The sequence below is a fragment of the Propionivibrio dicarboxylicus genome (assembly GCF_900099695.1).
GTDB lineage: Bacteria > Pseudomonadota > Gammaproteobacteria > Burkholderiales > Rhodocyclaceae > Propionivibrio > Propionivibrio dicarboxylicus.
Genome location: NZ_FNCY01000007.1, coordinates 65675 through 91671, shown reverse-complemented (window position 1 = coordinate 91671; position 25997 = coordinate 65675). Strand labels below are relative to the sequence as shown.

Here is a 25997-nt window from a genome sequence, read left to right as displayed (position 1 = left end):
CTCAGGACCCTTCGAGTTCGGCGCGTTTGCGCTCGTTGTTGAGGTGGAAGGCGCCCTCGACGACGACGCGGTCACCCGGTCGCAGCCCCTGTTCGACGATCTGCACGCCCTGGTGGTCGCCGCGCAGGCGCACGCGCGTCAGTCGATAGCGCCGCTCGCCCTCGTCGACGAAGACGTAATCGACGTTTTCCTCGCGCACGATGGCCTGGGTCGGCACCACCAGCCGTTCCTGCGGCCGCGACTGGATCAGCATCGTCGCCAGCATCGCCGGCTTGAGTTCGCGGTCGGGATTGTCCATCTCGGTGCGCACCGTGATCGTCCGCGTTTCCGGATGGACAATGTCGCTGACGAAGATGAGCTTGGCCCGGCGCTTGACGTTGCCGAGCGCCGGCACCTCGACCTCGACGGTCTGGCCGGTGTGGACGGCGCCGCTTTCGGCCTCGGGCACCTGGGCGATCACCCAGACGCGCGAGAGGTCGGCGACGGTGAATAGTGCGTCGGCCGGCTGCACGACGAGTCCCTTGACGACCTTGCGTTCGACGACGACGCCGGAGAGCGTGGCGATGACCGGGGCGACCGAATTGATGCCGCCGCTGGCGGCGATGGTGTCGAGTTCGCGCGCGCCGACGCCGAGCACGCGCAACTGGTCGGCGGCGGCCTGCTGTTCGGCCCTGGCGATCGCATATTCCGATTCGCGCCGCTGCAGCTCGGCCGCGCCGATGACATCGGAATCGAAGAGCAGGCGTGCGCGGGCGGCACTTTGCGCCTGCAATTTGGCCTGCGCCGACGACTTGACGTAAGCGAGCTGGGCGTTGCCGAGTTCGACGCTGTGCAGACGTGCGAGCGGCTGGCCCTGCGTGACGGCCTGTCCTGTCTCCGCCAGCAGTTCGACGACGCGACCGGTGATCGGCGCGCCGATGCGGGCGACATGTTGTTCGTCGAAATCGACGCGGCCGGCGACGCGCAGTGTGTCGCTGATCGGCGCAGTGCCGACCTCGGCCACCTTGAGCACGCCGTTCAGCGTTTCCGGTGCAGTGACGACGTTGGGATCGGGCGGCGGCGTGTTGCCGGTTTCGCCGGGCTTCTGCTTGCCGCAGCCGGCGAGGATAAGGGCGAACGTGAGCGCGATGAAGACGTAGGCGAGGGCGTGGACGGTCGGAGCGAATCGGGTCGTTTTCATGGTTCGGCGGTCGGCGAGGATTGGGCCAGCGTGGCGCGCAGGCGGTCGATTTCGAGGCTGGCGACTTGCTGGTCGAAGCGGGCGGCGATGAGTTCGTTACGGGCGGCGCGATAGACGCGCTGGGCATCGAGATAGTCGAGAATGCCGCGCTCGCCGTAGCGGTAGGCGGCTTCGGCGATGCGCAGCGCCGCTTCGGCCTGGCGCAGGATGCCCGATTGCAGCGCCTGCACCTGCGAGGCGGCAATCTGCCATTGCTGCCAGGCGACTTCGAGGTTTTGCTGCAGCGTGAATTCCTGCTGCGCCTCCTCGTTGCGCGCCCGCGACAGGCGCGCCTCGGCTTCGGCCACCGGTCCGCTACGGCGATCCCAGAGCGGCAGCGTCAGGACGACGCCGATGCGGTTGTCGCGGGTGTCGGGGGTCTGGTCATAGCCGCCGCGCACAGTCAGCGCCGGCCAGCGCAGCCGGCGCTCGTGGTCGCGCAGGTTCTCGGCCTGGCGCGTCAGCGCGCGCTGGCGGGCGAGATCCGGATTGCGTTCCTGCACTTCGGCCAGCAGCGTTTCGAGCGGCGGTACGGCGACCTTGTCGTCGAGCGTTCCGGCGACGCGGAAATTGTGCGGCAGCGACGTACCGACAAGCTGGCGCAGCGTCGCGCGGGCCTGGTGCAGGCGAAGTTCCGCGCTTTGCACCATCTTGCGGGCGCTGAGCAATTCCGTTTCGGCCTTGATCGCCTCGAAACGCGGCGATTCGCCGGTATCGACCTTGATCTGGATGCGATGGGCGATCTGCTCGATCGTCGTTTCGTCGTCGTGCGCCGCTTTCAGTTCGGCTTCGTAGCGCAGCAGTTCGTAGAAGCGATAGCGCAGTCGCGCCAGGAGTTCGTTGCGGGTGTGCCGGGCCTCGGCCCGGGCGGCGTCGAAACCGGCGTCGGCGGCGCCGATACGGGCGCTGCGCAGCCAGGGATAGTCGATGCGCTGCGACACCCAGATGGCGCGGCTGTCGCCCTCGGTGACGCCCGGTTGGCGCATGCGGACGCTGCCGTGCACCGTTTCGACTTCCGGGTTCGGAAAGGCCTGGGCGCTATCGATGCCGGCCCGCGCCGCGTCGACGAGATCGCCGGCGGCACGCAACCCGCGGTTGTGTTCGAGCGTCAGCGTGATCAGCTGGTCGAGCGAGTAGGATGCGCCGGCCGGCGGCTCGGCGGCGGGCGCTGCCGCCATGGCCAGACAGGCCGGGAGGGCAAGTACGGAAAAAAAGAGGCGTTTTGAGAAAAACATAGGCTTCCCCGATGTGTTCCCGATAGCGGGACAGACATCGTGCGTCGGTAAAAATTCGATATGGAACGCCGAAGCGAAGAGCGACGAGGCGTTACCGAGGGCGCAGACACAGGTCGCCGGAGGGCGGCGAATGGGCGGAGGGACGCGGCGACGAGGCCGGTTGATGACGATTCATGTCGCCATTCTACCGGCTAGCGATGATTCTAAATAGTCGACTCTTTTGTCGTTAGTTGAAGATTTTGTCGATGTATTAAACAGACGATCGGCCGGACGCGTCCCGGGACGGTCCGGCCGGCGAACCCTGCCGCAACAGGCGCCTAGTAGTTCAGCTTGAGCGTGTCGAGTTGTTCCTTGGTGATGGCCGGCACGTCGCCGCGCTTCTTCCAGCGGTTGAGATTCCAGCCGCCTTCGCCGATCCAGGCCTTGAGCGTGGCGAGGTTGGCCTGGCGTTCCGCTTCGGTTTCGCCGAGGTGCTTGTACATGTTGCCGGGCTTCTTGTCGGGCGTACCGCTGCCGTCGTCGAGTCGGCGCATCAGCGCGCCGGTGTCGGGCCAGACGATCAGTGCGCTGAGGTCGGCGTAGGTGTCGAGTCGCGGACCGAGCTTTTTCTTCTTGTAGCCGTCCTCGTCGGTTTTGAACTGGACGATCGACGGCGAGTTGCCGTCGTGGCATTCAAAGCACTGGCGCTGGATGAGCGGCGCGACATCGTTGCGGTAGGTGACTTCGCTGGCTCCCGCCGCACCGCTGGCGAGCGCCGCGGCGAGCAGGAGGATTCCCTTGGTCTTATGCATGCAAATTCCCCGGTCTGAGATGGATTCTGGCTAAAGGCGGCCGCGTGCCGCCACTGCCTCACAGACCGGCTGAAATGCGAAAAGTTCTCAATAAACGGAGTTGGGAATCGGCCTATCGGGGCGTGATGTCCAGCGTCCCGAGTTCAGTGGCGCATTCGGCCGTCGGCGCCTGGCCGGCTTGCGGCGGACGGATTTCCCTGGCGGCGAAGCGCATCTGCCGGACGAACTCCGCTTCGGCATGCAGCAGGCTGAAGGCGGCGGCGCCGACGAGGCGGCCGGCGTCGACATCGCTTTGCCAGTGCACGCCGCAGATGACACGGCTGTCGCCGAAGGCGAGGCCGCGCTTGAGGAGAACGTCGCGGCGTTCCGGTGCGAGTTCGGCGAGCATCAGCGCCCAGGCCCAGCCGATGGCGGCGTGGCTCGACGGGAAGGAATCGGCCTTGTGCTTTTCCTCGGGCGTGCAACTCGTGTCGCCGTGCGCGAGATAGGGGCGCTGGCGCTGGAAATGCTTCTTGGCGCCGGCGCCGGTGAGCGCCACGTCAGCGCGCAGTCGGCTGAGCAGGGCGGCGAGGTGCGGCGTTTCCTGCACCGAGATCGTCTGGCCGAGGGCGCAGGAAAACGCGCCGGCGGCCTGCGGGAAACGAAGTTCGGCGTCGGCCTGCGCCAGGGTCCAGCGCGGCGTGTCGCGCAGTGTGCGTGTACGCCGGTAGGCCGCTTCGTCGGCGGCGAAGGCGGCGCTGTCTTGCGTCGGCGGCGCCGGCAGGAAGGTCCGGCTGTCGGGAATGCGGTCGGGCTGGAGGTAACCGATGACGTGGTCGGGACGGCCGCCCGGCAGGCTTTTCGGCGTCGTCGAGGGCGGCAGTTCGGCGCAGCCGGCGAAGAGGAGCGTGGCGATCGTCAGCCAGCGCAGCGTGGAGGTCTTCATGAGGGGCTTGAGGGGCGAATTCGATGCGCCATTGTACCCAGCTTGCCAACCATTCTTTACCGTCTTTTGCCATTGTTGGCGTCAGCGTCGGGGCGCTTCGCGGCACAATCGCTGCGGTATCGAATCAACGGAGACAGACCATGACCGCCCGAATTTTCGCCCGCTCGGCCGCCCTTGCCGGGATCCTCGTTCTGACCGCCTGCGCCACCCCCTACGGCGGTGGCGGTCCGGGTGGACCCGGCGGCGGCCAAGGCGGGATGGGTGGCCCCGGGGGCGGGATGGACGGTGGAATGGGTGGTCCCGGCAGCGAGCGGGGCATGAGCCAGGGGGCTGCCTTCAAGTCGCCGATCGAGCAGATCCAGGAGCAACTCGTCGACACGGCGATGGCGCTCAAGTTGACGCCGAAGCAGGCGGTGCTGTGGGACGCCTATCAGGCCAGTGTTGGCGCGCTGATGGCCGATCAGGTCAAGCAGGAACTCTATGCGACGACCCCGCGCACCGCGCTGCAACTCATCAACGGCAAGGTCGACGTTGTGCGTAATCGCCTGACGGCGATGGAAGAGATCGCCGAATGTGCGACGACGCTCTATCAATCGCTCGACGAGGGGCAGAAGACGATCGCCGACCAGCGCCTCGCGGCGACCGTCCCGGCGCTCTATTCCGGGCTGGTGATCCAGAGCGGCGGCGACCGTGCCGGCGCAAGCGGCGGAGCGGGACAGGGCGGTCGCGGCGGTCAGGGTGGCCGCGGCGGCATGGGGGGCGGGATGGGCGGTGGGATGGGGCGTTTCTAGCCGTGCCGCCTGAGCGCGTCATCGCGGTTTGATGCGGGTGGGGAATGACCCCCTAGGGTCGCGCCGGCCATTGCGTGTCGATGATCTCGGCAACGATGCGGCGGGCGTCGTCGCGCGCAGTTGCGTCAAATTTCCGGCGGAACGACTTGCGGCCTGACGAGAAATAGCCCTCGCCGGGCTGGTCGAAACCGTGATGCGCACCGGTGATGGCGTGGAAATGCGCGTTGGCCGATTTTTCCGTCATCGTCTTGCAGGCCTGTTGCAAGTCCTGGTCGAGGCCGTATTCGTCGGCATCGCCATAGAATACGTGGATGGCCGTGGCCGGATTGGCATGGGTATTCGGGCAGCTGAACGCCCATCCCGGATAAAAGGAAAAAACCAGATCCGGTGCCGCTGTCGGCGGGCTGAAGTGTTTTCCGGCGTTAAGCACCGTGGTGCCGCCGCGCGAGAAGCCGATGATGCCGAATCGCGTGGTGTCGATGCCGCGCTCGGCGGCCAGCCAGCCGAGCACCTCGACGATGTCATGCGAGTAATCCTGGCTGGCGCTGACGCCGTCGAAATTGCGCCGCCCGCGCAGCCGGGCGCTGTCGATGATGACGGCGGCGATCGAGCGTTCGGCAAACCAGCGCGCCCAGTCACGCTCGCGTTCGCCGACAGTCGCGGTGCCCTGAACGATGATCATCAGCGGCGGCGTGCCGCCGCTTTCCGGCAGGTAAATCCGGGTGGCGGCGCCAAGCTGTTCGGCGTCCCACGCCGCGTTTGCGGTCAGTGCGGTGGTGGCTAGCGCCATGGCGCCGGCGAGCCCCAACAGTGCCCGCCGGACGCCCGGAATCATGTCGGCAGCGCCTCGATCGTCGGCGTGTTGACGAGGCCGACGGCGGCGCCGCGGCGGGCGCGCTGGCCGAGATGTTTCTCGTCCGACAGGAGTTCCTTCGGCTTGTTGCGGAAAACGCCCTTGATGGCGACGACCGGGCCCTTGATGGCGATCGCCGCCTTCAGCGCTTCCTTGCCCTTGAGACCGATGATCTGCACGCCCTTGCCGCTCGACAGCTTCTTCATCTGGTCGAGCGGGAAGACGAGCAGGCGGCCGTCGTCGGCGAGCGCGGCCAGATGGTCGGCACCGGCGACGCGTGCCGGCGGTAGGATGGCGGCATCGTCCTCGAGCGTGAGGAAGGCCTTGCCCGCCTTCTGGCGCGAGAGCAGGTCGCCGTAGCTGCAGATGAAACCGTAGCCGGAGGTCTTGGCGACGAGGAACTCTTCTTCGGGCTTGGCGACGAGCACATGCGCGATGCGGCTGTTGCCCATGTCGACGAAGGATGGCAGCGGCGCGCCCATGCCGCGTCCGTCGGGTAGCGCGGCGACCGCCACGGTGAAGGCGCGGCCCTCGTTCGAGAGAATGACGAGCGAATCGACCGAGCGGCATTCGAGTGCGACGCCGGGACCGTCGCCATCCTTGTAGGCGACGCCGGAGAGGTCGAGGTTATGCCCCTGGCGTACGCGCGCCCAGCCCTTTGCCGAGACGATCAACGTTACCGGTTCGTCGGCGACGGCGGCGACTTCGGAGCGCGAGGCCATCGTCGCCGCTTCGATCAGCGTGCGGCGCCCGTCGCCGTGCTTGGTCGCGTCGGCCTTGATTTCCCTGATCACCAGCCGGCGCATCAGGGTGTCGCTGGCCAGCAGCTTTTCGAGGTCTTCCTTCTCGGCGCGCAGTTTCTCCAGCTCCTGCTCGATCTTGATGCCTTCGAGCCGGGCCAGCTGACGCAGGCGGATTTCGAGAATGTCGTCGGCCTGGCGCTCGGAGAGCTTGAAGCGCGCGATCAGCGCCGGCTTCGGTTCGTCCGATTCGCGGATCAGGCGGATGACTTCGTCGATGTTGAGGAAGACGATGTGCCGGCCTTCGAGGATGTGGATGCGGTCGTTGGCCTTGGCGAGGCGGAATTCGCTGCGCCGGCGCACCGTCGTCAGGCGGAAACGGCACCATTCGCCGATCAGGTCGGCGAGCGTCTTCTGGCATGGCCGGCCGTCGAGGCCGACGGCGACGAGGTTGATCGGCGCCGTCGTTTCGAGGCTCGTGTGAGCGAGCAGCAGCGCGACGAATTCCTCGCGGTCGAGGCGCGAGCTGACCGGTTCGAAGACGAGGCGGATGTCGTCGTCCTTGCCGGATTCGTCGCGGGCGCGTTCGAGTTGCGAGGCGAACAGCGCCTTGAGTTGCGCTGCCGACTGCTCGATCGCCTTCTTGCCGGGCTTCGGCTGGGGATTCATCAGCGCGCCGATTTCGGAAAGCACCTTGGCGCTCGAGACGCCCGGCGGCAGTTCGCGGACGACGAGTTGCCAGGCGCCGCGCGCCATTTCCTCGAAGTCGTAGCGGGCGCGCACACGCAGGCTGCCGCGTCCGCTGGCATAGGCATTGGCGATTTCGGCCGGGGTCGAGATGATCTGTCCGCCGCCGGGATAATCCGGGCCGGGGACGTGCGTCATCAGCTCGGCGAGGTCGGCCTGCGGGTTCTGGATCAGGCAGATCGCGGCGTTGGCGATCTCCTGCAGGTTGTGCGACGGGATTTCGGTGGCCATGCCGACGGCGATACCGGAGGCGCCGTTGAGCAGCGAGAACGGCAGGCGTGCCGGCAGGAAGGCCGGTTCGTCGAAGGCGCCGTCGTAGTTCGGCTGGAAGTCGACGGTACCTTCGTCGAGTTCGCCGAGCAGGAGTTCGGCGATTGGTGTCAAGCGTGCTTCGGTGTAGCGCATCGCCGCTGCGTTGTCGCCGTCGCGTGAGCCGAAATTGCCCTGGCCATCGACGAGCGGATAGCGCAGCGAGAAGGGCTGGGCGACACGCACCATCGCGTCGTAGGCCGACGAATCGCCGTGCGGATGGTATTTACCGATGACGTCGCCGACGACGCGCGCCGACTTGACCGGCTTGGCGCCGGCGGCGAGGCCGAGTTCGTGCATGGCGAAGAGCACGCGGCGCTGCACCGGCTTCTGTCCGTCCTTGACGTCGGGCAGCGCGCGGCCCTTGACGACGGCGACCGCGTATTCGAGATAGTCGCGGGCGGCGGTCTCGTGCAGCAGGATGCTGTCGCCATCGTCCTCGGTGGTGATCGTGACGGCCGGCGGGGGCGGTGGGCCGGGCGGCAGCGCGCTGGCCTCTGTCTGGCGCTCGGCGCTCGGCGGTACTGGCGTCGCGAGCGGCGCGGCGGGCGTATCGGCGACCGGGGCCTGGGCCGTCGGCAACGGCGCCGGCGTTGCCAGGTCGGCGAACAGGTCCGGTGTGGCGGTGTCGTCGTGTTTGTGCGTCATTTAGAGTCCAAAGACGGAAATATCATGGGAGACCGGCTGCGCTTCGGCGGCGGTGGGTGGCTACAGATCCGCCCCGACCAGCGCGCCGTTTTCCTCCATCCAGGCGCGGCGGCCGGCCGATTCATTCTTGGCCATCAGCATGTTCATCACCGGTTGTGCCTCGGTTTCCTGCGGCAGGCGCACGCGCATCAGGCGGCGCGTGTCGGGCGACATCGTCGTTTCCCAGAGTTGCTCGGGATTCATTTCGCCGAGACCCTTGAAGCGGGAAATGTCGACGGACTCGGGCTTGACGCCTTCCATCTGCACACGGTCGAGCAAGGCGTCGCGTTCGGCGTTGTCGAGCGCGTAGAGCTTGCGTGCCGGACGTTTCTTGCCGGATGCCGGTACGTCCAGGCGGTAGAGCGGCGGCTGCGCGAAATACAGGTGGCCGTGTTCGAGCAGCTTCGGGAAATGGCGGTAGAACAGCGTGCACAGCAGCACGCGGATGTGGCTCCCGTCGACGTCAGCGTCGGTCATGATCACCACCTTGCCGTAGCGCAGGTTGTCGAGCACGCTGTCGGGGGCTGCGGGCGGGTGCGGATCGATGCCCAGCGCGACGGCGATGTCGTGGATTTCCCTGTTGGCGAAGAGGCTGCCGGGATCGACTTCCCAGGTGTTGAGCACTTTGCCGCGCAGCGGCAGGATCGCCTGCACCTCCTTGTCGCGGCCGGATTTCGCCGAGCCGCCGGCCGAGTCGCCCTCGACGAGGAACAGCTCGTTGCGGTTGATATCCTCGCTCTGGCAGTCGGAGAGCTTGCCGGGCAGGATGGCGACGCCGGATTGCTTGCGCTTTTCCACTTTCTGGCCGGCGCGGGACCGCGCCTGCGCCGCCTTGATGGCGAGTTCGGTGATCTTCCTGGCGTCGTCGGGATGCTCGTTGAGCCACAGCTCGAAGGGGTCGCGCACCATGCGCGCGACGAGCGCGACAGCGTCGCGCGAATTCAGCCGTTCCTTGGTCTGGCCCTGGAACGAGGGGTCGAGCACGCGAGCGGCGAGAACAAAGCTGGCGCGGCCAAAAACGTCTTCGGCGGCGAGCTTGACGCCCTTGGGCAGCAGCGCGTGGTGCTCGGCGAAGCCCTTGACCGCGTCGAAGGCCGCCTGGCGCAGACCGGTCTCGTGCGTGCCGCCGGCCGGCGTCGGGATCAGATTGACGTAGGATTCGCGCGCCAGTCCGCCCTCGGCGCTCCAGCAGATCGACCAGGCGGCGCCGGAACCCGCCGGGAAGTTCTCGTCGCCGGCAGCCGCGTATTTCTCGCCGGTGAAGATCGGTGCGGCGAGTTCGCCGTCGAGCTGCTCAGCCAGGTACTGCTGCATGCCATCGGCAAAACGCCAGGTTTTCGTCTCGCCGTTTTCGATCGACAGCGAAATTTCGAGGCCGGGCAGCAGTACCGCTTTGCTGCGCAGCAGGCGTTCGAGTTCGCCGATGGCGATGACCGTCGAATCGAAGAACTGCGGGTCCGGCCAGGCGCGGATGCGCGTGCCGCTGGCGCGTTTCGGCGCGTCGCCGATGCGCTGGAACGGCTCGATGACGTTGCCGCCGGAAAAGGCGATGAAATGGCGGCCGCCGTCGCGCACGACCTCGACTTCGAGGCGCGTCGACAGCGCGTTGGTCACCGAGACACCGACACCGTGCAAGCCGCCGGAAAAGCGGTAGGCCGACGTGCCGTCACCCTTGTTGAACTTGCCGCCGGCGTGGAGGCGGGTAAACACCACCTCGACCGTCGGAACGCCTTCGACAGGGTGAATCTCGACCGGGATGCCGCGGCCGTCGTCCTGGACGCTGACCGAACCGTCGGCGTGCAGGATCACCAGGATGCGCTTGCAGAAACCGCCGAGCGCTTCGTCGGCGGCGTTGTCGATGGCTTCCTGGATGATGTGCAGCGGCGAGTCTGTCCGCGTGTACATGCCGGGGCGATGACGGACGGGTTCCAGACCCTTGAGGACGGCGATCGATTCAGCGGTATAGCTCATTGCGGCCTGATGCGAGAGAGGACACGGGCCGGAAAGGACTGCCGGGCCGGGTCGGGCGTTGTGCGGAAGAAGCGCGAATTATACTGAAAACCCCCGGGCAAGGAGGCTGGCCGGTTTTTCTCGTGAGGCGCCAAAATCAGCGTTCGACGACGCGGCACTTGGGAATGAACACCCACATGCCGTCGCAGCGCTTCTCGTCATACGGCAGCGCGCGTTCGTCGGCGGCCAGCACGCACTGCGTGTCGCCTTTGGCGGCGAGCACCCGGCCGTCTTTGGTGCGCAGATCTTCGGTGAAGGTGATTGCCTCGATGACGCCGGCCTTGAACGAGTGTTTGCCGAGAAATACCGAATCGCCGAGCCGTGCCTTTTTCAGCCACTCGATATCGCCTTCCGGTGCTGTGCGGCAGGAAAAGCCGAGGTAGGCGTTGCTCTTGCGATAGAGCGTGGCTTTGTCGAGGGCTTCGATGGCGGTGACGCGCTGCGGCGTTGGGCCGGCGGCAAGGGCGGCCATCGCGGCGAACGGTCCGGCGGTTAGAATGATGGAACGCAGGAGGGTCGGAATCATGTCGATCGGAAAAATGGGAACGAAGTCGGGGGGGGCTGAGTCCGGGGAGGTGGGGTCTGCCTGGTGGAGCAGTCCACGGGCAGGAACGGATTCAGGCGTTATGCTTATGGTGTTGATCGTAAAGGTATTGCGATATTGCCAAGGCGCCTTGTCCAGATGGGACGTGCGAGGTCGGAAGAATTTGTGAGGGTTAGAACACTGCGCTTTCGCGCCCGGACCAGTATAAGTAGGTAGAATATACGGGGTTAAGAGGCGGTGGTCCAGCCGCGAGCGTCGCCTATTTGCCAAGGCCATAACAAGACAAGAGGCGTTCATGCCATGTATTCAGTCACTCCTGTAATCCTCTGCGGCGGTTCGGGCACGCGCCTGTGGCCGCTCTCGCGCTCGGGTTTTCCCAAGCAATTCCTCTGTCTGACCGGTGAAGACAGTCTCTTTCAACAGGCGGCACAACGACTTGTGGGCCTCGGTGGTAATGACGTTCAGGTAGAAAAGATGCTGATCGTCAGCGGCGAGGAACACCGCTTCCTCGTCACCGAACAACTCCGCGAAGCGGGTATCGCCCTCGGCGCCGCACTCCTCGAACCGAAAGGGCGCAACACGGCGCCGGCACTGACGCTGGCTGCGCTGGCCGCGCTCGAAGACGGCAAGGATCCGGTGTTGGTCGTCACCCCCGCCGACCAGACGGTTGCCGATAGCGCTGCCTTTACCGCGTCGATGCAAGCGGCGATCCGTGCCGCCGCTGCGGGCAGCATCGTCATCCTCGGTATTTCCCCCGACCGGCCTGAAACCGGTTACGGCTACATCCAGACCGATAGCGCAGTTGGTACGTCGGCGGATGAGCAAACGGCATTGCGTGCCGTGCAACGTTTCGTCGAGAAGCCCGACGCCGCCACTGCCCAGCGCTATCTCGATGCCGGCGGATACTACTGGAACGCCGGCATGTTCGTGCTCAAGGCCTCGGTATGGATGAAAGCGCTCGAGCGCTTCCGCCCCGATATTGCCGTTTCCACTCGCGCTGCCTGGACCCAGCGCAGTGCCGATATAGGCGCCATGACACCCTTCGTTCGGCCCGACAAGGATGCCTTCATCGCCATACCTTCGGAGTCTGTCGATTACGCTGTCATGGAGCGCTGTCCCGGCAGCGAGTTTGACATCCGCATGGTGCCGCTAGACGCAGGCTGGAGCGATCTCGGCGCCTGGGACGCTGTCTGGCAGGTGCTGCCAAAGGATGATGCGGGCAACGCCAGCGTCGGCGACGTTATGACGACTGCGTGCGAAAACACGCTGGTGCATGCCGCCAGCCGACTCGTCGCGCTAGTCGGTGTCAAGGATGTCGTTGTCATCGAGACGTCGGATGCGGTGCTGGTCGCCGATCGGGCGCGCAGTCAGGACGTCAAGGCTATCGTCAACGATTTGGCCGCCCGAGGGCGTGAAGAGTACGCTCTGCATCGCAAGGTGCACCGGCCCTGGGGCTGGTACGACAGCATCGACGAAGGCGGGCGCTTCAAGGTCAAGCGCATCCAGGTCAAGCCCAAGGCCAGCCTGAGCTTGCAGAAGCATCACCATCGCGCCGAACACTGGATCGTCGTCAAGGGCACCGCCGAAATCACCAACGGCGACAAGACAATGTTGATCACCGAAAACCAATCGACCTACATTCCGTTGGGCGAAGTGCATCGCCTGGCCAACCCCGGCACGATTCCGCTGGAAATCATCGAGGTGCAATCAGGTAGCTACCTCGGCGAGGACGATATTGTGCGCTTTGAAGACAGCTACGGGAGAAGCAAGGCGTGAGCCATGCCAGCAAAATATTCGTTGCCGGCCATCGCGGCATGGTCGGATCGGCGATCGTGCGGACGCTGGAGGCACAGGGTCAGCGCAATATCGTGACGCGCACGCGTGCCGAACTCGACCTCACCGACCAGGCCGCCGTGCGCGCCTTCTTCGCTGCCGAACGGCCTGATCAGGTCTATCTGGCGGCGGCCAAGGTGGGCGGCATTCATGCCAACGACACTTACCCGGCCGAGTTCATCTACCAGAACCTGATGGTCGAGGCCAACGTCATTGATGCGGCCTTTCGCAATGGTGTCAGGAAACTGCTGTTCCTCGGGTCGAGCTGCATCTACCCGAAACATGCCGCGCAGCCGATGCGCGAAGACGCGTTGCTGACCGGCACACTGGAACCGACCAACGAACCCTACGCCATCGCCAAGATTGCCGGCATCAAGCTCTGCGAGAGCTACAACCGTCAGTACGGCGCCAGCCACGGCGTCGACTACCGCAGCGTCATGCCGACCAATCTCTACGGGCCAGGTGACAACTATCACCCGGAGAACTCGCACGTCATCCCGGCGCTGATCCGGCGGTTTCATGAAGCCAAGCTCGCAAAAGCGCCTTGCGTGACGATTTGGGGAACCGGCACGCCGATGCGCGAGTTTCTTTATGTTGACGACATGGCGGCGGCAAGCGTGCACGTGATGAATCTCGACAAGGGGGTTTACCAGCAGCATACGCAGCCGATGCTCAGCCACATCAACGTCGGCTATGGCAGCGATATCACCATTCGCCAACTCGCCGAAGCGGTAGGCAGGGCGGTCGGCTATGCCGGCGAAATAACGTTCGATGTTACCAAGCCCGACGGCACGCCGCGCAAACTGATGGACAGTGCGCGCCTCAACGCGCTCGGCTGGCAAGCGGGCATGCCGCTCGATGAAGGCTTGCGGCGCGCCTATGACGATTTCTTGAATAACACCTCGACCCGAAACCAATAGGAAGAACACCCATGACCGAACAAAATCGCAAAGTTGCCCTGATTACGGGGGTTACGGGGCAAGACGGTGCCTACCTTGCCGAATTCCTGCTCGACAAAGGCTATGTCGTTCACGGTATCAAGCGCCGGACCAGCCTGTTCAATACGGATCGAATCGACCACCTGTATCAGGACCGGCATCAGAAAGACGTGCGCTTCTTCCTGCACCACGGCGATCTCACCGACAGTTCCAGCCTGATCCGCATCATCCAGCAAACGCAACCGGACGAGATCTACAATCTTGCGGCGCAGAGTCATGTGGCGGTGAGTTTCGAAGAGCCCGAATACACGGCGAACTCGGACGCCCTCGGCGCGCTGCGCATCCTCGAAGCGATTCGCATTCTTGGCCTTGAGAAGAAGACTCGCTTCTACCAGGCCAGTACCTCTGAACTCTACGGCCTGGTGCAGGAGATTCCGCAAAAGGAAACGACGCCGTTCTATCCGCGCAGCCCGTATGCGGTGGCCAAGCTCTATGCCTACTGGATCACCATCAATTACCGCGAAGCCTATGGTATCTACGCCTGTAACGGAATCCTCTTCAACCACGAAAGCCCGAACCGCGGCGAGACCTTCGTGACCCGCAAGATCACCCGTGCGCTGGCGCGGATCAAGCTGGGCCTGCAAGATTGCCTGTTCCTCGGCAACATGGACGCCAAGCGTGACTGGGGCCACGCCCGCGATTATGTCGAAATGCAATGGCTAATGTTGCAGCAGGACAAGCCCGAGGACTTCGTGATCGCCACTGGTGTGCAATACAGCGTACGCGATTTCGTCAATGCCGCTGCGAAGGAACTTGGCATGGCAATCGGTTGGCAAGGCCAGGGCGTTGAAGAAAAGGGTTACTGGCAAACGCCGGACGGCGAGCGCTGCATCGTCGCCGTTGACCCGCGCTACTTCCGCCCGACCGAGGTGGAAACCCTGCTGGGTGACCCGACCAAAGCCAAGACGAAACTCGGATGGTCGCCGAGAACGACATTCGACGAGTTGGTGGCGGAAATGGTGCGGGAAGATTACATTTCAGCCGAGCGCGATGAATTGACTCGGAAACATGGATACAAAACCCTCAATTACAATGAATAAGCGAAGGTGGTAAAAGTAATTCTTTTGATGACAATTTAATTTGTTGATGTCTTTGTGATTGATTTCTTGCTTGTTTTTTTGCTCGGGTTGACATTGGTTATGTGAAGACCTAGTATGCCATATGGTTTTTTAGAGTTTGTCTTCTCCCGACAATGGTTGTATGGGAATTGTTCTACTCTTTATCGTTGCGGAATAGGCAGGTATTGATCGTGCCAGCGAGGATGACGCAAGTGCTGGCACTGAAATTGGCAGGGAGCGTCGGCCTGTCGATGGTTGTGCAAGACGTGTGTCAGGTGCGGCAAAGAAAGAATCGGTTGGCATGGTTTTCGTAGGGGCGTTGTTTTCATGCGAAAGGTACCTTGCTGTTTGAAGTATTGATGATCTATCTAGATTGGATATGCGAGCGGTTTGATTCCGTCGCGTGCATGAAATGCGAGAATATTCCTTTGTTTTTGGGATGCTAGTTACTCTTGTCGTATGCGTGTTCATTGTCATGACACAACGTTGGCATGGCAGATTGACGCTTGACAGCGATCAGGGTGTGCAGAAATTCCACGTCGGCGCGACGCCGCGAGTGGGGGGGGTCGGCATTCTGGCCGGACTGATCGCCGTTTGGATCAGTGCTTCCGGTGCGGTCGCAGAAGTGCTTGGCGCCATGCTGCTGGCCGGCATGCCGGCCTTCGTCTTCGGTCTTGCCGAGGATGTGACCAAGCGCGTGAGTGTGCGGGCGCGGTTGCTGGCGACGATGGCGAGCGGTTTTTGTGCCTGGTTGTTGACCGGTGTCAGCCTGACCGAGGTCGAAGTCTGGGGTTTCGATGCACTACTGGAATTCGTGCCGATATCGGTGTTGTTTACGATGGTGGCGGTTGCCGGAGTGGCGAATTCCGTCAATATTATTGATGGATTCAACGGACTTGCCGCGGGTAGCGTCATTATCTGCCTGGCCGCGTTGGGCATCATCGCTGTCGATGTCGGCGACGGTGTGATCGCGTCAATCTGCCTATCGCTGGCTGCTGTGCTGGCCGGCTTTCTGGCGGTCAATTTCCCTCTTGGCAAGCTGTTTCTTGGTGATGGCGGTGCGTATTTGCTCGGGTTTTTGGTCGCTTGGCTCGCTGTGATGTTGCCGACGAGGAATCCGTCAGTATCCGAGTGGGCGCCACTGCTGGCGTGTGGGTATCCGGTGCTTGAGGTGCTCTTCAGCATGGCGCGGCGTTATAAGCGCTCGCTCAATCCGGGTTATCCGGATCGCTTGCATTTGCACAGCCTCGTCAAAATGCGCATTATTCGCAGGCATTTCAAGGGATGGCCTGCGTGTTTCAGAAATGCTGCGGTTTCGCCGATCTGTTGGGTCTATGCGTCACTTCCTGCTTTGCTTGCCGTGTATTTCCGTGAGCAGACCCTCTGTCTCATGGCTTCGTTCGTTTTCAGCGCTTTCGTGTATTGGCTCTGTTATCGAAGACTCGTCTGCTTCCATTGGGGGCGGCGTTCGATAAAAAATTCTGTTCCCCAATACAGCAGTTGATCGGAAACGCTTTTCTCCGAGCGTCATGCGCCTTGATTAACGAGAGACGCATCTGCTTCTTGCGCCAGATATACCCAGTCAACAATTTCGTCACAGGGCATGTAGCCTGATACCAGGTTTTGAATCATCAGGCGTATCACACCAACGTCATTGACATTAAGTGCTATGTCCAGTGCATTGAGCTTGCTTTCAAGTTCGTCCCAGGCGATAAAATCCTCGTGCGCCTTCATGATGCGGGAGTGTGAAGTCGGCTTCGGGTTGTCGCCAATCAGTAGTTCCTCATAGAGTTTCTCGCCGGGGCGTAAGCCAGTGATTTCGATGTCGATGTCACCATCCGGATTCTCTTCGTCCTTCACGGTGAGGCCGGAGAGCTCGATCATGCGTCGCGCAAGGTCGATGATCTTGACGGGTTGGCCCATGTCGAGCACGAAGACATCGCCGCCCTTGGCCATGGCGCCCGCCTGGATGACGAGCTGTGCCGCTTCGGGGATCGTCATGAAATAGCGCGTGATCTCGGGGTGTGTCAGCGTGATCGGGCCGCCGTCGCGAATTTGTTGGCGGAACTTCGGCACGACCGATCCCGACGATCCCAGCACGTTGCCGAAGCGCACCATCGTGAAATTCGTGCGGGTGCCCGTTGCCGCTATCGCCTGCAACACCATCTCCGCCAAGCGTTTGCTCGCGCCCATGATGTTGGTCGGGCGCACGGCCTTGTCGGTGCTGATCAACACGAAGTCATTGACGCCGTTCTCGGCCGCGGCCAGAGCGGTGCGCAGGGTGCCCAGTACATTGTTCTTGATGCCTTCGGCAGGATTGTGTTCGACCAATGGCACATGCTTGTAAGCTGCCGCGTGATACAGGGTTTCCGGGTGCCAGGTGGACATGATTTCGCGCATCCGAGCCTCATCCTGAACCGATGCGAGCAGGGGTACGAGAACGGTCGGTCGGTCGGCCAGTTTGCTTTCCAGTTCCTGGTGAATGGCATAGAGCGCGAACTCGCTTTGCTCGATCAGGAGCAGTTTGGTCGGGTTCAGCGCGAGAATTTGGCGGCACAGTTCGCTGCCGATCGATCCGCCCGCGCCGGTGACGAGGACGACTTTGTCCTGAATGTTCCTGGTCAGCAGGATATGGTTCGGCGTAACGGGCTCACGTCCGAGCAGGTCGTCAATATCGAGTTCACGGAGATCCGCAACGCTGACTTTTCCCTGGGCGAGCTCAGTAACGCTCGGCAGGGTTCTGACCGAGACGCGAGCGTTGCGGATCTGGGTCAGGATTTCATTGCGGCGTTTGCGGTTGATGCCGGGCATTGCCAGCAACACATCGCCGATGTTCAGCGTTTCCGCCAGGCTGGCGAGGTCCTCGGGGTTATAGATCGGCAGGCCGTTGAGTACGTGGCCGTGAAGTCGGTCGTCATCGTCGAGAAAACCGGTCACTTGCATTTCGAGATTGTTGGCCATCGCTGCGGCAAGCTGTCGGCCGGATTGCCCGGCGCCGTAGATCAACACCTTGGGGCGAGAGGCCTCTTTGAGAATGCCCTGGTATCGGTCACCCAGCCACACGCCGGCGAAGGTGCGCGAGGCGCCGACGAACAGGAGCAACAGAATCGGCTGAATGATGCCAACCGTTCTCGGGATGTCGACGAAGCCGATGGCGGTGAATATGGACGCATAGAGCAGGCCGTAGATGCCGACGGCACGAGCCACCGTCATGAGCGCCGGCCAGCCGCTATAGCGAAAGATGGCGCGATAAAGTCCGGAGAGCGTGAATATCGGTACGGCCAGGCTGATCGATGCGGTCAGTGCGATGAGCGCTTTGCCTGATAAAGAGACAAACTCGCCGAGACGCAGGTAATACGCGAGCCACAGGCTCAACACGCAGGCGCTGATGTCGACAACCAGGACGACGATGCGCTTGGCCGGCCGGGGCAGGGCCAGTACCGGCATGGCCAGTTCCGTCAGAATTTTATTGATCATGAGTGTCCTTGTGTGGATGCGTGGCGCCAGGCGCGGCGCTCAGTGCGATACGCCGTCTCTGGCGATCACCTTGAGCGCGGTAAGCCAGATGATGTTGAGGTCGAAGCAGAAGGATTGGCGCTGTTTGTATTCGATATCGAGCGCGACCTTTTGCGGAATCGGCAGTTCGTCGCGCCCGTTGACCTGCGCCCAACCGGTGAGTCCCGGCACCAGTTGGTGGACGCCAGCCTCGGTACGCAGGGCGATCAGGTCGTCCTGGTTGTAGAGCGCGGGGCGGGGGCCGACAAGGCTCATATCGCCTTTGAGTATGCTCCAGAGTTGGGGTAGTTCGTCGAGGCTGCTCTTGCGCAAAAAAGACCCAATCGGTGTCAGCCATCGATCGGGATTGTCGAGCAGGTGTGTGGCGACGGCAGGTGTGTCGATTCGCATACTGCGGAATTTCGGCATCCTGAAGATGCGATTGTCTTTGCCGACGCGATCGCTCCAGTAGAGGGCCGGCCCCTTTGATGTCAGGCGAACGGCCAGCGCGATGAGCAGGAAGGGAATCGCGAGCGCGATGGCAACGCTGACGGCGACAAACAGGTCGAACAGACGTTTCATACTGCATGCTCCGGAATGGCCGGTATTATCGGTGGCGGCTGCTTATCCACGTGGAGTTCTGCACCGTTCATGTGTATCTATCGAGTTCGGTAGCATAAAACGCGAGCCAGGCCGCGCTGACGGTAGTACTCGAAAAATCGCGTAAAGCACGGGTGTAGGCGGCAGTGCCCAGCCGCGCCATTTCGTCCCGGTCGTTGCCGAGTTTGGCGATTGCCGCGGCCAGTGCGTCGATATTGCCTTTTTCGACGAGCAGCCCGGTCTGCGCGTCAACGATCGCATCGATGACGCCGTCAATCCGGTAGGCGATTGCCGGGCGGCCGCATGCGGCGGCTTCGATGACGACGGACCCGAATCCCTCGCGATAGCTCGGCAGCACGAAAGCATCGGCGGCTGCCATATAGCGTTCCGGTTCGAATGTCCTGCCGAACCAATGAACGCGGAGCCCCAAAGTCTTGCTGCGCTGTTCGAGCTCGGCTTGCAGGCCGTCTTCGTCGGGACCGACCATCCACAGCGCCCAGTCGGGGTGTTCGGCGTTAATGCGCGCAAACGCGTCGAGCAGATCGTAGACGCCCTTGTCACGCACCATACGCCCGAGGAAGAGGAAGACGGGAATATGCTCCGATATCTGCATCTGCGCGCGCAATGCGGCGCGGGCCGTCGGGTCGGGGCGGAAGCGGTCGAGGTCGACGCCCGCCACGGAGCCATCGCCGAGCACGGTGACGCCGCCGGTCGGCACGACGCTTTCGCTTTCAAGAAAGCGGCATTGCGAGACGCTGTCGGCAAATACCTGGCTGGCGCAGGCGGCAATCAGCCAGTCGATACTTTTGAAAAGGGTACGGGCAATTCCCCTGCGGGTCGCCCATACTTGCCCTGTGAAAGTGTGGAAACGTCGTGGCACGCACGCCAGTTTTGCCGCCAGCATGGCAAGTAATCCGGCTTTTGGCGTCATGCTGTGCACGGCGGCGGGATGGTGTGCGCGAAAGTATCGCCATAGCTGCAGCAGCGCACGCAGATCGTGTCGGGGCGATATCTTGCGGGCAATGTCGATGTGTTGCACGCGCACCGCGTGCGCGATCTCTTCTTCGAGCGGATAGACCTGCGTGTTGACGCACAAGGTGACGTTATAGGTCCTGGCCAGCGCGATCAGATGCGTACGCAGGAAGGCGTTGACGGCGAAAGGGGTGGTGGCGACGAAGATGATGTTTCGTTTGCCTTGTTCGCCGATATGATATTGATCGGAATTAGGCTTCATTGCGTGTTTTGTCGCAGGCTGAGTGTGCGGCGATGGGGTGTGAGAGCTCCTCGATCAGACGCATCCATTCACCGTGTTTTTCCTTTAACGATTCGTTCTGATGCGTCGAAGCTGCACCGATGCAGCGGAAGCGAATTTCGCGATAGCCGTCAGTTCCGATTCGCAAGAGGGCGGCGAGAAGCGACAACAAGGCCGCACCCCACCGGCCGCGTTTGCGGAAATACGCTATCTGAACCCCCGCTTGGGCGAGCCGCGTTCTCCAGAGCTTTTTCCAGGGGGTGTGAGATCTCACACGATAGGCGAGTAATTGCTGTGGCAGGCAATAGAAGCGGCTGTCGGCAAAGCTTCTGAGTAGCAACTCGTTATCGTCGCAGCAATAGGGCACCGGGTCGCTATAGCGATGTTTGCGGAACCACTCGATCCGCCCCATCCAGGTTGGATGCGGCATCGGGATCGAAAGCCACGGGCGGGCACAGAGTGCCTCATGCGTATGTCGAGCGGGCAGGCTTCCGTTGATACGGCCTTCTTCGTCCATAGTGACGCATTCGGTTGCCAACAAGTCGATCTGCGGATTCGTGTCGAGAAATGCAACCTGTTCCGAGAAACGATGCGGATGACATAAGTCGTCGTGATCCATGCGAGCGAAATACCGGCCCCGGGCCATGCCAATGGCCTGGTTCAAACGGCTCGGAAGTCCTTTGTTCAGCCCGTCACGTACGACGACGATGCGTCGATCCTCCAGTTGAGGCAGGCGGTCGATGGCGCCATCTGTCGAGCCGTCATCGAGAATTAGCAACTCCCAGTCCTGAAATGTCTGTGCCACGACAGAGCGTACGGCCGATTCGAGCAGTGCGCCACCGTTGAACACGGAGAGGGCAACAGTGACAATCGGAGCGTTTTCAGCGGGTTCTTGCATGGTATTTCGTGGCGGTGTTTGTGCGGACGGTGCCATTGTCTTAATGCCTGATCCTGTCGATGTCGCCGTTAAGAACGTCAAGCAGTTTTCGGCTGACGACATCCGGGTGGTAAAGCGCGGCGGCTGTCTGGCGTGCGGCGTTGCTCATGCGCTCCCAGCAAACCGTGTCATCAAGTATCTTATCGATAGAAGCAGCCATTTCCTGCCAGCTTGATACCGCCAAGCCGCCCTGCATATGGGCGATGCATCCCGTCGTACGAGCGATGAACGGCGTGCCGGTTGCGCTGGCATCGATCAGCACCAAGGGCTGGCATTCGGTATGCGAGCCGGATAGCACCATTTGGGCGCTTTGGTATTCGGCGATGAGCGCTTCGCCGGCGATACCTTCATGGAAAACCACGAATTCAGGCTTCAGTAATAGCCTGTTTGCGAGCGATTCGAGCAGATCGTTGTAGCGTGAGCGTTGCTGGCCATATAGATGCAAGGGAATGCGGTTGCAGGCTTTGGATTTGGCATAGGCTTTCAGGACGAAATCGAATCCTTTCTGCCACTGATAAGCGCCGATAGCGATCAGTCGATCTCGCTCCTGCAAACCCCGGCACGGGGCGTCCAATGCGATCGCGGCTGCAGTTGACAGACTGTTTGAGACGACGTGGACCGGGACCTCAATTCTTCGCGCCAGTGTGAGGTCGTCGAAACGGCTGTCGGAGCCGCGATCAGCAAGAAAAATGACGCCATCGAGCTTGCGCATGATCTTGGATATGCTCCACCAATAGGGGCGCCAGGCGAGATAGCGAACCAGCGACCGGACCGGTTGATGCGAATAGAATACGTTCGTCGATATGCAATGGCTGAACATGAATTTCCTGCCGCCGATTTCGTCGATGTGCAAGAGAGCGAGGTCGCTCGCCCAGTTTTGCCAAGCGTTCATCACGACGATATCGCAATTCACCGTGCGCAAGAAGTCCACGTAAGTCTTGCGGTCGCCGCGGATCGGTTGCAACAACGAGTTCGCGCCCGACACTGCAAATCGTTCGATGCGGATGCCCAACATATCGACCTCGGTGGCGCGTGTACCGCCCCCGGTGGCAACGATGACCTCGTGACCCGCCTTTGTCAGGCAGGCGGCCTGTTGCGAGACGGCGTTGCCGAGACCGCTGTTAAAGGGCGGGTAGGTGGGGGATGTCAGTAGTATGCGCATGGGTTGCGGTTCAACGCTTCAGCCAGTGATCCGGAAGCAGGTCGGACGTGTCCTTGTCGGCCGTAAGAAACCAGCGGGTTGGCGCGATGACGGTCGTGTTCTCGTCTTCACCAATCCAGGCAGCCCACCAACTGAGCGAACTGTTGGCGATGACGAAATGACGGCATGCTGACATCAGCAACAGGTCGAGATGCGCATCGGTGGGAGTGTTGATGTCGACGACGGTCATGGGGCAGTCAAACGTGAGTGAATCTCTCGCCCAGTCGGGTTCGTCAGAAAAGACGAATGCATGCGGGGTCTTCAGCTTTCGGCTGAGTTCGCTGACACCATCCCGGTAGTAGTCGGTGGAGCAGGTGCCGTGGACTTTCGCTGCGATCGGGTTGCTCAGATAGTCGCCTCGGCGCACATGGATGCAGAGGGCATCGCAAGCGCGGATTTTATCGAGAACGGCTTGGCAAGCCGGCGGCATGGGATCCCGAAGAGAGAATTCGGACTGGAGCTGTTGCCGAACATCCTTGAAATAACGCTCGCTCTGCCAGAATCCTTCGAGAAAGACCGGTGATTGAATCGCTGCGAAATCCTGCGCGTAGTGAAAATGCGGTTCACGCCAGACCGGTACGCCCATGATGCGCGGCATCCAGCGACGCGATAGTCGAGAGATCAGTGATTGTGCTTTCGTCGGCAAGGACGGCCAGGCTGATTGCAGGTTTGCTTCGATTCGAAAGGGGGTGAGGGCGTAATGACGTTCGCTTTGCCCCGAGAACCAGGACAAATCGAGGATCAAGCGGGTGTTCAGGCGGTGGGCGAGAGCACGACCAGCGGCGTATTGAAACATCTGGTTACCGAGGCCGCCGGAGAGTCCGACGACGACGGAGCGCGGCGCTTCAGACATGCAGCGCTCCCCCGGAAAGGCGTCGTGCCAGGCGGTAGAGCGCCATTAAGCCATTGCAGATCGGGTAGCGCCAACCGAGGCGCTCCTTGCGCACGCGTTCCAACTCTCGTTGCGATAGGTTGACGTTTCCTGATGCGCCGCCCCTCTGGTGCAGTGCCGTGACCTTTGGCAGCACGAGAAAAGCCTGGCCGGAAAGATAGGCGAAAAGGAAGAAATCGTAATCCGACACGATGCGCAAGTCTTCACGCAACGGTGAACGCAGTAGCAAGTCCCGAGCGACAAATGTCGATGGATGGGGGATTGAGTTGTAGAAAGGCAGATGCCATGGTCTGGCCACGAGGGTTTCGGTCGGGCAACTCGTCGTGCCGACCAGGGTGGTCGTACAAATGATTTTTGCGCTGCTATTGGCGAGCGTTTCCAAGACGATCGGGAAGTCGCCGGGTAGGAGTTCGTCATCACCGTTGATGAATAGAATGTAGCGCCCTCTGGCATTTGCGACGCCCTTGTTCATGGCGTTATAGATGCCATGATCTTTCTCGCTGATCAATCGATCCACGAGCGTACCGCTGGCTCGGATTGCTTCGGTTGTGCCGTCACTGGAGGCACCATCGACGACGACATATTCGACACCGGAACGCTTGACGGCGCGTACGGAGTCCAGTGTGCGTCCAATGCTGGCGACGCAGTTTTTTGTTACCGTGATGATTGTCAGCAGTATTTCTTCGGTCATGGATACTGTTCGTTTGGTGATGCCGTGCTGAGCGTACGCTGAGCCGACGGGGCGATTCTGGATTGTAATGGTGCGCTCTCTAATGCGCTGACAGGGTCACTTCGGCTGACGACTCACAGCAGTGCGCGGTAAATGGCTTCGGTATCCTCGGCGCATTTTGACCAAGAGAAGCAGGTGTGGCGGGACTGACCTGCAGCAATGAGCTCTTCGCGACGCTCGGGCGACTCGATGACATGTTCTATAGCGGCCTGTATTGCGTCGTCATCGAGCGGATCAAATGTTTCCGCAGCTCTTCCAACCACCTCGGGCAGCGAGCTTCCGTCGCTGCATACGACGGGGCAGTGAGCTGCCATCGCTTCAAGCGGCGGAATGCCGAAGCCCTCGTACAACGATGGATAAACAAAGGCTTCGGCTTGTCGATAGAGCGTCGCCAGGATGGCGTCGGTGCCACCAATCTGTACCACCCGGTCGGGGCTCAGCCCGAGTGCTGCAATCATTTCATGTTCGTTGGCCAGGAGAGGGCCGCCGCCAAAGCAGACAAGATCGAGTTCCCGATGCAATCGGGGTGATCTGGCATAAACACGTAACAGGCGATCGAAATTCTTGTATCCGCCGCGGGCGCCAACGTACAACAAGAAGGGGCGTGGACGATATTGGCATTCTTCTTCAACGGGACGGAATGCGTCGACGTCAACGCCGAGGTAAACGACGGAGGTTTTCTCTTCGGGAACGCCGCAGAAGTCGATGACGTCGCGTCGCGTACTTTCCGAAATGCAAATTACATGATCAGCGCGGTTTGCCGCGATCTTTTTCGGACGGATCGTGCCTTCGCTATTCACGAACAGGTTCGGGTAACGTTCGTGGATGAGGTCATATACCGTCAGCACGCGGCGGGTGTTGTTCGGGCAAAAATCGGCGACCGAGTAATAGGTTTCATGGAGAATGTCCGGCTTGAATCGCGATATGGCGCGATGAGCCAACGCTTCGCTCGCCAGCATCGCGAGGCGGAAGAGCTTGGTCGGCAGCTTCGGCAGCCGGATGCCGGAGACGAGTGCACTGTCGATGGATTCCAGATTGCGATTGAAATGCAGCGGCGCGAAGATGTGTGGCTCTACCGAAGGCTTATGGGAAAGTTCGCGAACGAGACTGCACAGGTAACGGGAAATACCGCCGTACTCCTGAAGCAGGAAAACTTGCTGATCGAAAGCAAGCTTCAAAACCCTCTCCGATTTCCGGATTGCCATTCGGGGGAGTAAATCGTACCGCAGGCTGATAGGCTTGTTTCTGACTGTTGCCGCAGATCGATCAGGGGCAGTGTCGCGATCATGGCGGGGCGGGCATCCCCGTCGACGAATAGAAGATTCCGCTCGGCGTCACGGGCTTCCCGGACCTTCGATGGATATGCCCAAATTCCCGACAAGGCTTCCGTGACTGACGACGCCAGGTCTTTGCGAATGAAAAAGGCGTTGCACCCGGTTGAAGTGGTGCCGACGAAGAAGTACCCTTTTTGGGTTGCCAGTTCGATGAGTGCGGGTAATGAGGCCCCGAAATAGAGGTTGGAATGGTGCGCCTGCGTTCGCTGGAAGTCCGGGCGGTAGGGCACCGTCAGCGCGTGGAGGTCGCCGAGCACCGCGTTGAATTCCGCGACCACGATTGCCGGGCAGACCTCGCCAATCGCTTGCCATACCCAGTAATCATTACCGTCGATGTCCACGCTGAGCAGCCCGATCTCGCCGCTCATGCCGCCTTCACGAAGCAGTTGGTTGATATTGTCGCGGTCTATGAACGCGCATCGGGCCGATAGACTGTGGCGCCAATAAATGTCTTGTCCGCGAATGTCCCGGATGTGGGCTTCCGATCCATCCATGATCAGACCTCGCCAATTGCGCGTTTGCAAGAGAAAGCGCGTGTTCGACTCGCGATAATCCTCGACGCCGAATTCGACGAATGTTTTGGGAATGTCCGGTAGCCGTGAAACCAGCCAATCTATGATGCCGTCTTCTCCCCATTGGGAGAATGCAGAGAACTCGACGTCTCCCAGATCGCGCAATTGCTTGATGGCACTGTTGTTCTTCGCAAGAAGTTGCGCCTGCATTACCGTTTGGCGTTCCTGCATGCGTTGTAGTGGGGCGTTTGCGTTCTGCAGCCAACGCATGGCACGTGCCTTCATTGCTCCGGTGATTCCCATG

22 protein-coding genes are annotated in these 25997 nt (G+C 61.7%); 5 read left to right on the top strand and 17 right to left on the bottom strand.

Going from position 1 to position 25997, the window contains the following annotated elements:
• Position 1: 1 nt before the first annotated feature.
• From BLR25_RS10045 to BLR25_RS10030, 4 genes are all read right to left on the bottom strand, one after another.
• Positions 2–1180 carry an efflux RND transporter periplasmic adaptor subunit gene (locus BLR25_RS10045; RefSeq protein WP_091937178.1) on the bottom strand — a complete coding sequence of 393 codons (1179 nt, stop codon included), beginning with the start codon at positions 1178–1180 and terminating at the stop codon, positions 2–4.
• The gene (locus BLR25_RS10040) at positions 1177–2454 is read right to left on the bottom strand and encodes a TolC family protein (RefSeq protein WP_091937176.1); all 1278 of its coding nucleotides are present in this window, start codon (positions 2452–2454) and stop codon (positions 1177–1179) included. Before BLR25_RS10040 ends, BLR25_RS10045 begins: the two co-directional genes overlap by 4 nt.
• Positions 2455–2771: 317 nt before the next feature.
• Positions 2772–3245 carry a cytochrome C gene (locus BLR25_RS10035; protein WP_091937175.1) on the bottom strand — a complete coding sequence of 158 codons (474 nt, stop codon included), beginning with the start codon at positions 3243–3245 and terminating at the stop codon, positions 2772–2774.
• A gap of 112 nt (positions 3246–3357) precedes the next feature.
• On the bottom strand, positions 3358–4170 hold the full coding sequence (locus BLR25_RS10030; RefSeq protein WP_091937173.1) for an acid phosphatase: 813 nt from the start codon (positions 4168–4170) through the stop codon (positions 3358–3360).
• 140 nt (positions 4171–4310) lie between these two features.
• Here BLR25_RS10030 and BLR25_RS10020 point away from each other — a divergent pair, with 140 nt between their 5' ends.
• The gene (locus tag BLR25_RS10020; protein WP_143009822.1) at positions 4311–4961 is read left to right on the top strand and encodes a Spy/CpxP family protein refolding chaperone; all 651 of its coding nucleotides are present in this window, start codon (positions 4311–4313) and stop codon (positions 4959–4961) included.
• A 52-nt stretch (positions 4962–5013) separates the two neighbouring features.
• Here the strand turns inward: BLR25_RS10020 and BLR25_RS10015 are convergent, their stop codons facing one another.
• From BLR25_RS10015 to BLR25_RS10000, 4 genes are all read right to left on the bottom strand, one after another.
• Positions 5014–5796 carry a dienelactone hydrolase family protein gene (locus tag BLR25_RS10015; protein ID WP_091937169.1) on the bottom strand — a complete coding sequence of 261 codons (783 nt, stop codon included), beginning with the start codon at positions 5794–5796 and terminating at the stop codon, positions 5014–5016.
• The gene (locus BLR25_RS10010) at positions 5793–8258 is read right to left on the bottom strand and encodes a DNA topoisomerase IV subunit A (RefSeq protein WP_218122692.1); all 2466 of its coding nucleotides are present in this window, start codon (positions 8256–8258) and stop codon (positions 5793–5795) included. Before BLR25_RS10010 ends, BLR25_RS10015 begins: the two co-directional genes overlap by 4 nt.
• 60 nt (positions 8259–8318) lie before the next feature.
• Positions 8319–10268 (bottom strand): DNA topoisomerase IV subunit B, encoded by a 1950-nt coding sequence (gene parE, locus BLR25_RS10005; RefSeq protein ID WP_091937167.1) that lies wholly within the window; start codon positions 10266–10268, stop codon positions 8319–8321.
• Between the two features lie 136 nt (positions 10269–10404).
• Entirely contained in the window at positions 10405–10833 is a 429-nt protein-coding gene (locus BLR25_RS10000) for a hypothetical protein (protein WP_091937164.1), read from the bottom strand.
• Between the two features lie 318 nt (positions 10834–11151).
• Here BLR25_RS10000 and BLR25_RS09995 point away from each other — a divergent pair, with 318 nt between their 5' ends.
• The 4 genes from BLR25_RS09995 (at position 11152) to BLR25_RS09975 (ending at position 16244) form a co-directional block, all read left to right on the top strand.
• A complete protein-coding gene (locus tag BLR25_RS09995; RefSeq protein ID WP_091937162.1) occupies positions 11152–12627 on the top strand; it encodes a mannose-1-phosphate guanylyltransferase/mannose-6-phosphate isomerase in 1476 nt (491 codons plus the stop codon).
• Positions 12624–13604 (top strand): GDP-L-fucose synthase, encoded by a 981-nt coding sequence (gene fcl / locus BLR25_RS09990; protein WP_091937160.1) that lies wholly within the window; start codon positions 12624–12626, stop codon positions 13602–13604. Before BLR25_RS09995 ends, fcl begins: the two co-directional genes overlap by 4 nt.
• Positions 13605–13615: 11 nt before the next feature.
• Positions 13616–14722, top strand: coding sequence for a GDP-mannose 4,6-dehydratase (gene gmd, locus BLR25_RS09985; protein ID WP_091937158.1), 1107 nt, complete (start codon positions 13616–13618; stop codon positions 14720–14722).
• 430 nt (positions 14723–15152) lie between these two features.
• Positions 15153–16244 carry an MraY family glycosyltransferase gene (locus tag BLR25_RS09975; protein WP_091937154.1) on the top strand — a complete coding sequence of 364 codons (1092 nt, stop codon included), beginning with the start codon at positions 15153–15155 and terminating at the stop codon, positions 16242–16244.
• A 23-nt stretch (positions 16245–16267) separates the two neighbouring features.
• On the opposite strand, the gene BLR25_RS09970 is transcribed toward BLR25_RS09975, so the two are convergent.
• The 9 genes from BLR25_RS09970 to BLR25_RS09930 all read right to left on the bottom strand — a co-directional run bounded on the left by BLR25_RS09970 (position 16268) and on the right by BLR25_RS09930 (position 25996).
• Positions 16268–18217: a polysaccharide biosynthesis protein gene (locus BLR25_RS09970; protein ID WP_091937153.1), complete on the bottom strand. Its 1950-nt coding sequence runs from the start codon at positions 18215–18217 to the stop codon at positions 16268–16270.
• Between the two features lie 39 nt (positions 18218–18256).
• Positions 18257–18817 (bottom strand): sugar transferase, encoded by a 561-nt coding sequence (locus tag BLR25_RS09965; protein WP_091937151.1) that lies wholly within the window; start codon positions 18815–18817, stop codon positions 18257–18259.
• A 67-nt stretch (positions 18818–18884) separates the two neighbouring features.
• Entirely contained in the window at positions 18885–20069 is a 1185-nt protein-coding gene (locus BLR25_RS09960) for a glycosyltransferase family 4 protein (protein WP_091937149.1), read from the bottom strand.
• Positions 20059–20985 carry a glycosyltransferase family 2 protein gene (locus BLR25_RS09955; protein ID WP_176785828.1) on the bottom strand — a complete coding sequence of 309 codons (927 nt, stop codon included), beginning with the start codon at positions 20983–20985 and terminating at the stop codon, positions 20059–20061. Before BLR25_RS09955 ends, BLR25_RS09960 begins: the two co-directional genes overlap by 11 nt.
• A gap of 40 nt (positions 20986–21025) precedes the next feature.
• Entirely contained in the window at positions 21026–22186 is a 1161-nt protein-coding gene (locus tag BLR25_RS09950; protein WP_091937147.1) for a glycosyltransferase family 4 protein, read from the bottom strand.
• A 10-nt stretch (positions 22187–22196) separates the two neighbouring features.
• Complete coding sequence (locus BLR25_RS09945) at positions 22197–23078, bottom strand: alpha-1,2-fucosyltransferase (RefSeq protein WP_091937145.1); 882 nt, start codon at positions 23076–23078, stop codon at positions 22197–22199.
• On the bottom strand, positions 23071–23808 hold the full coding sequence (locus tag BLR25_RS09940) for a glycosyltransferase (RefSeq protein WP_091937143.1): 738 nt from the start codon (positions 23806–23808) through the stop codon (positions 23071–23073). The genes BLR25_RS09945 and BLR25_RS09940 overlap by 8 nt, the downstream gene beginning before the upstream one ends.
• Positions 23809–23921: 113 nt before the next feature.
• Positions 23922–25025 carry a glycosyltransferase family 4 protein gene (locus tag BLR25_RS09935; protein ID WP_176785827.1) on the bottom strand — a complete coding sequence of 368 codons (1104 nt, stop codon included), beginning with the start codon at positions 25023–25025 and terminating at the stop codon, positions 23922–23924.
• Positions 25022–25996 (bottom strand): hypothetical protein, encoded by a 975-nt coding sequence (locus BLR25_RS09930; protein ID WP_091937139.1) that lies wholly within the window; start codon positions 25994–25996, stop codon positions 25022–25024. The genes BLR25_RS09935 and BLR25_RS09930 overlap by 4 nt, the downstream gene beginning before the upstream one ends.
• Between the last annotated feature and the right edge of the window lies 1 nt (position 25997).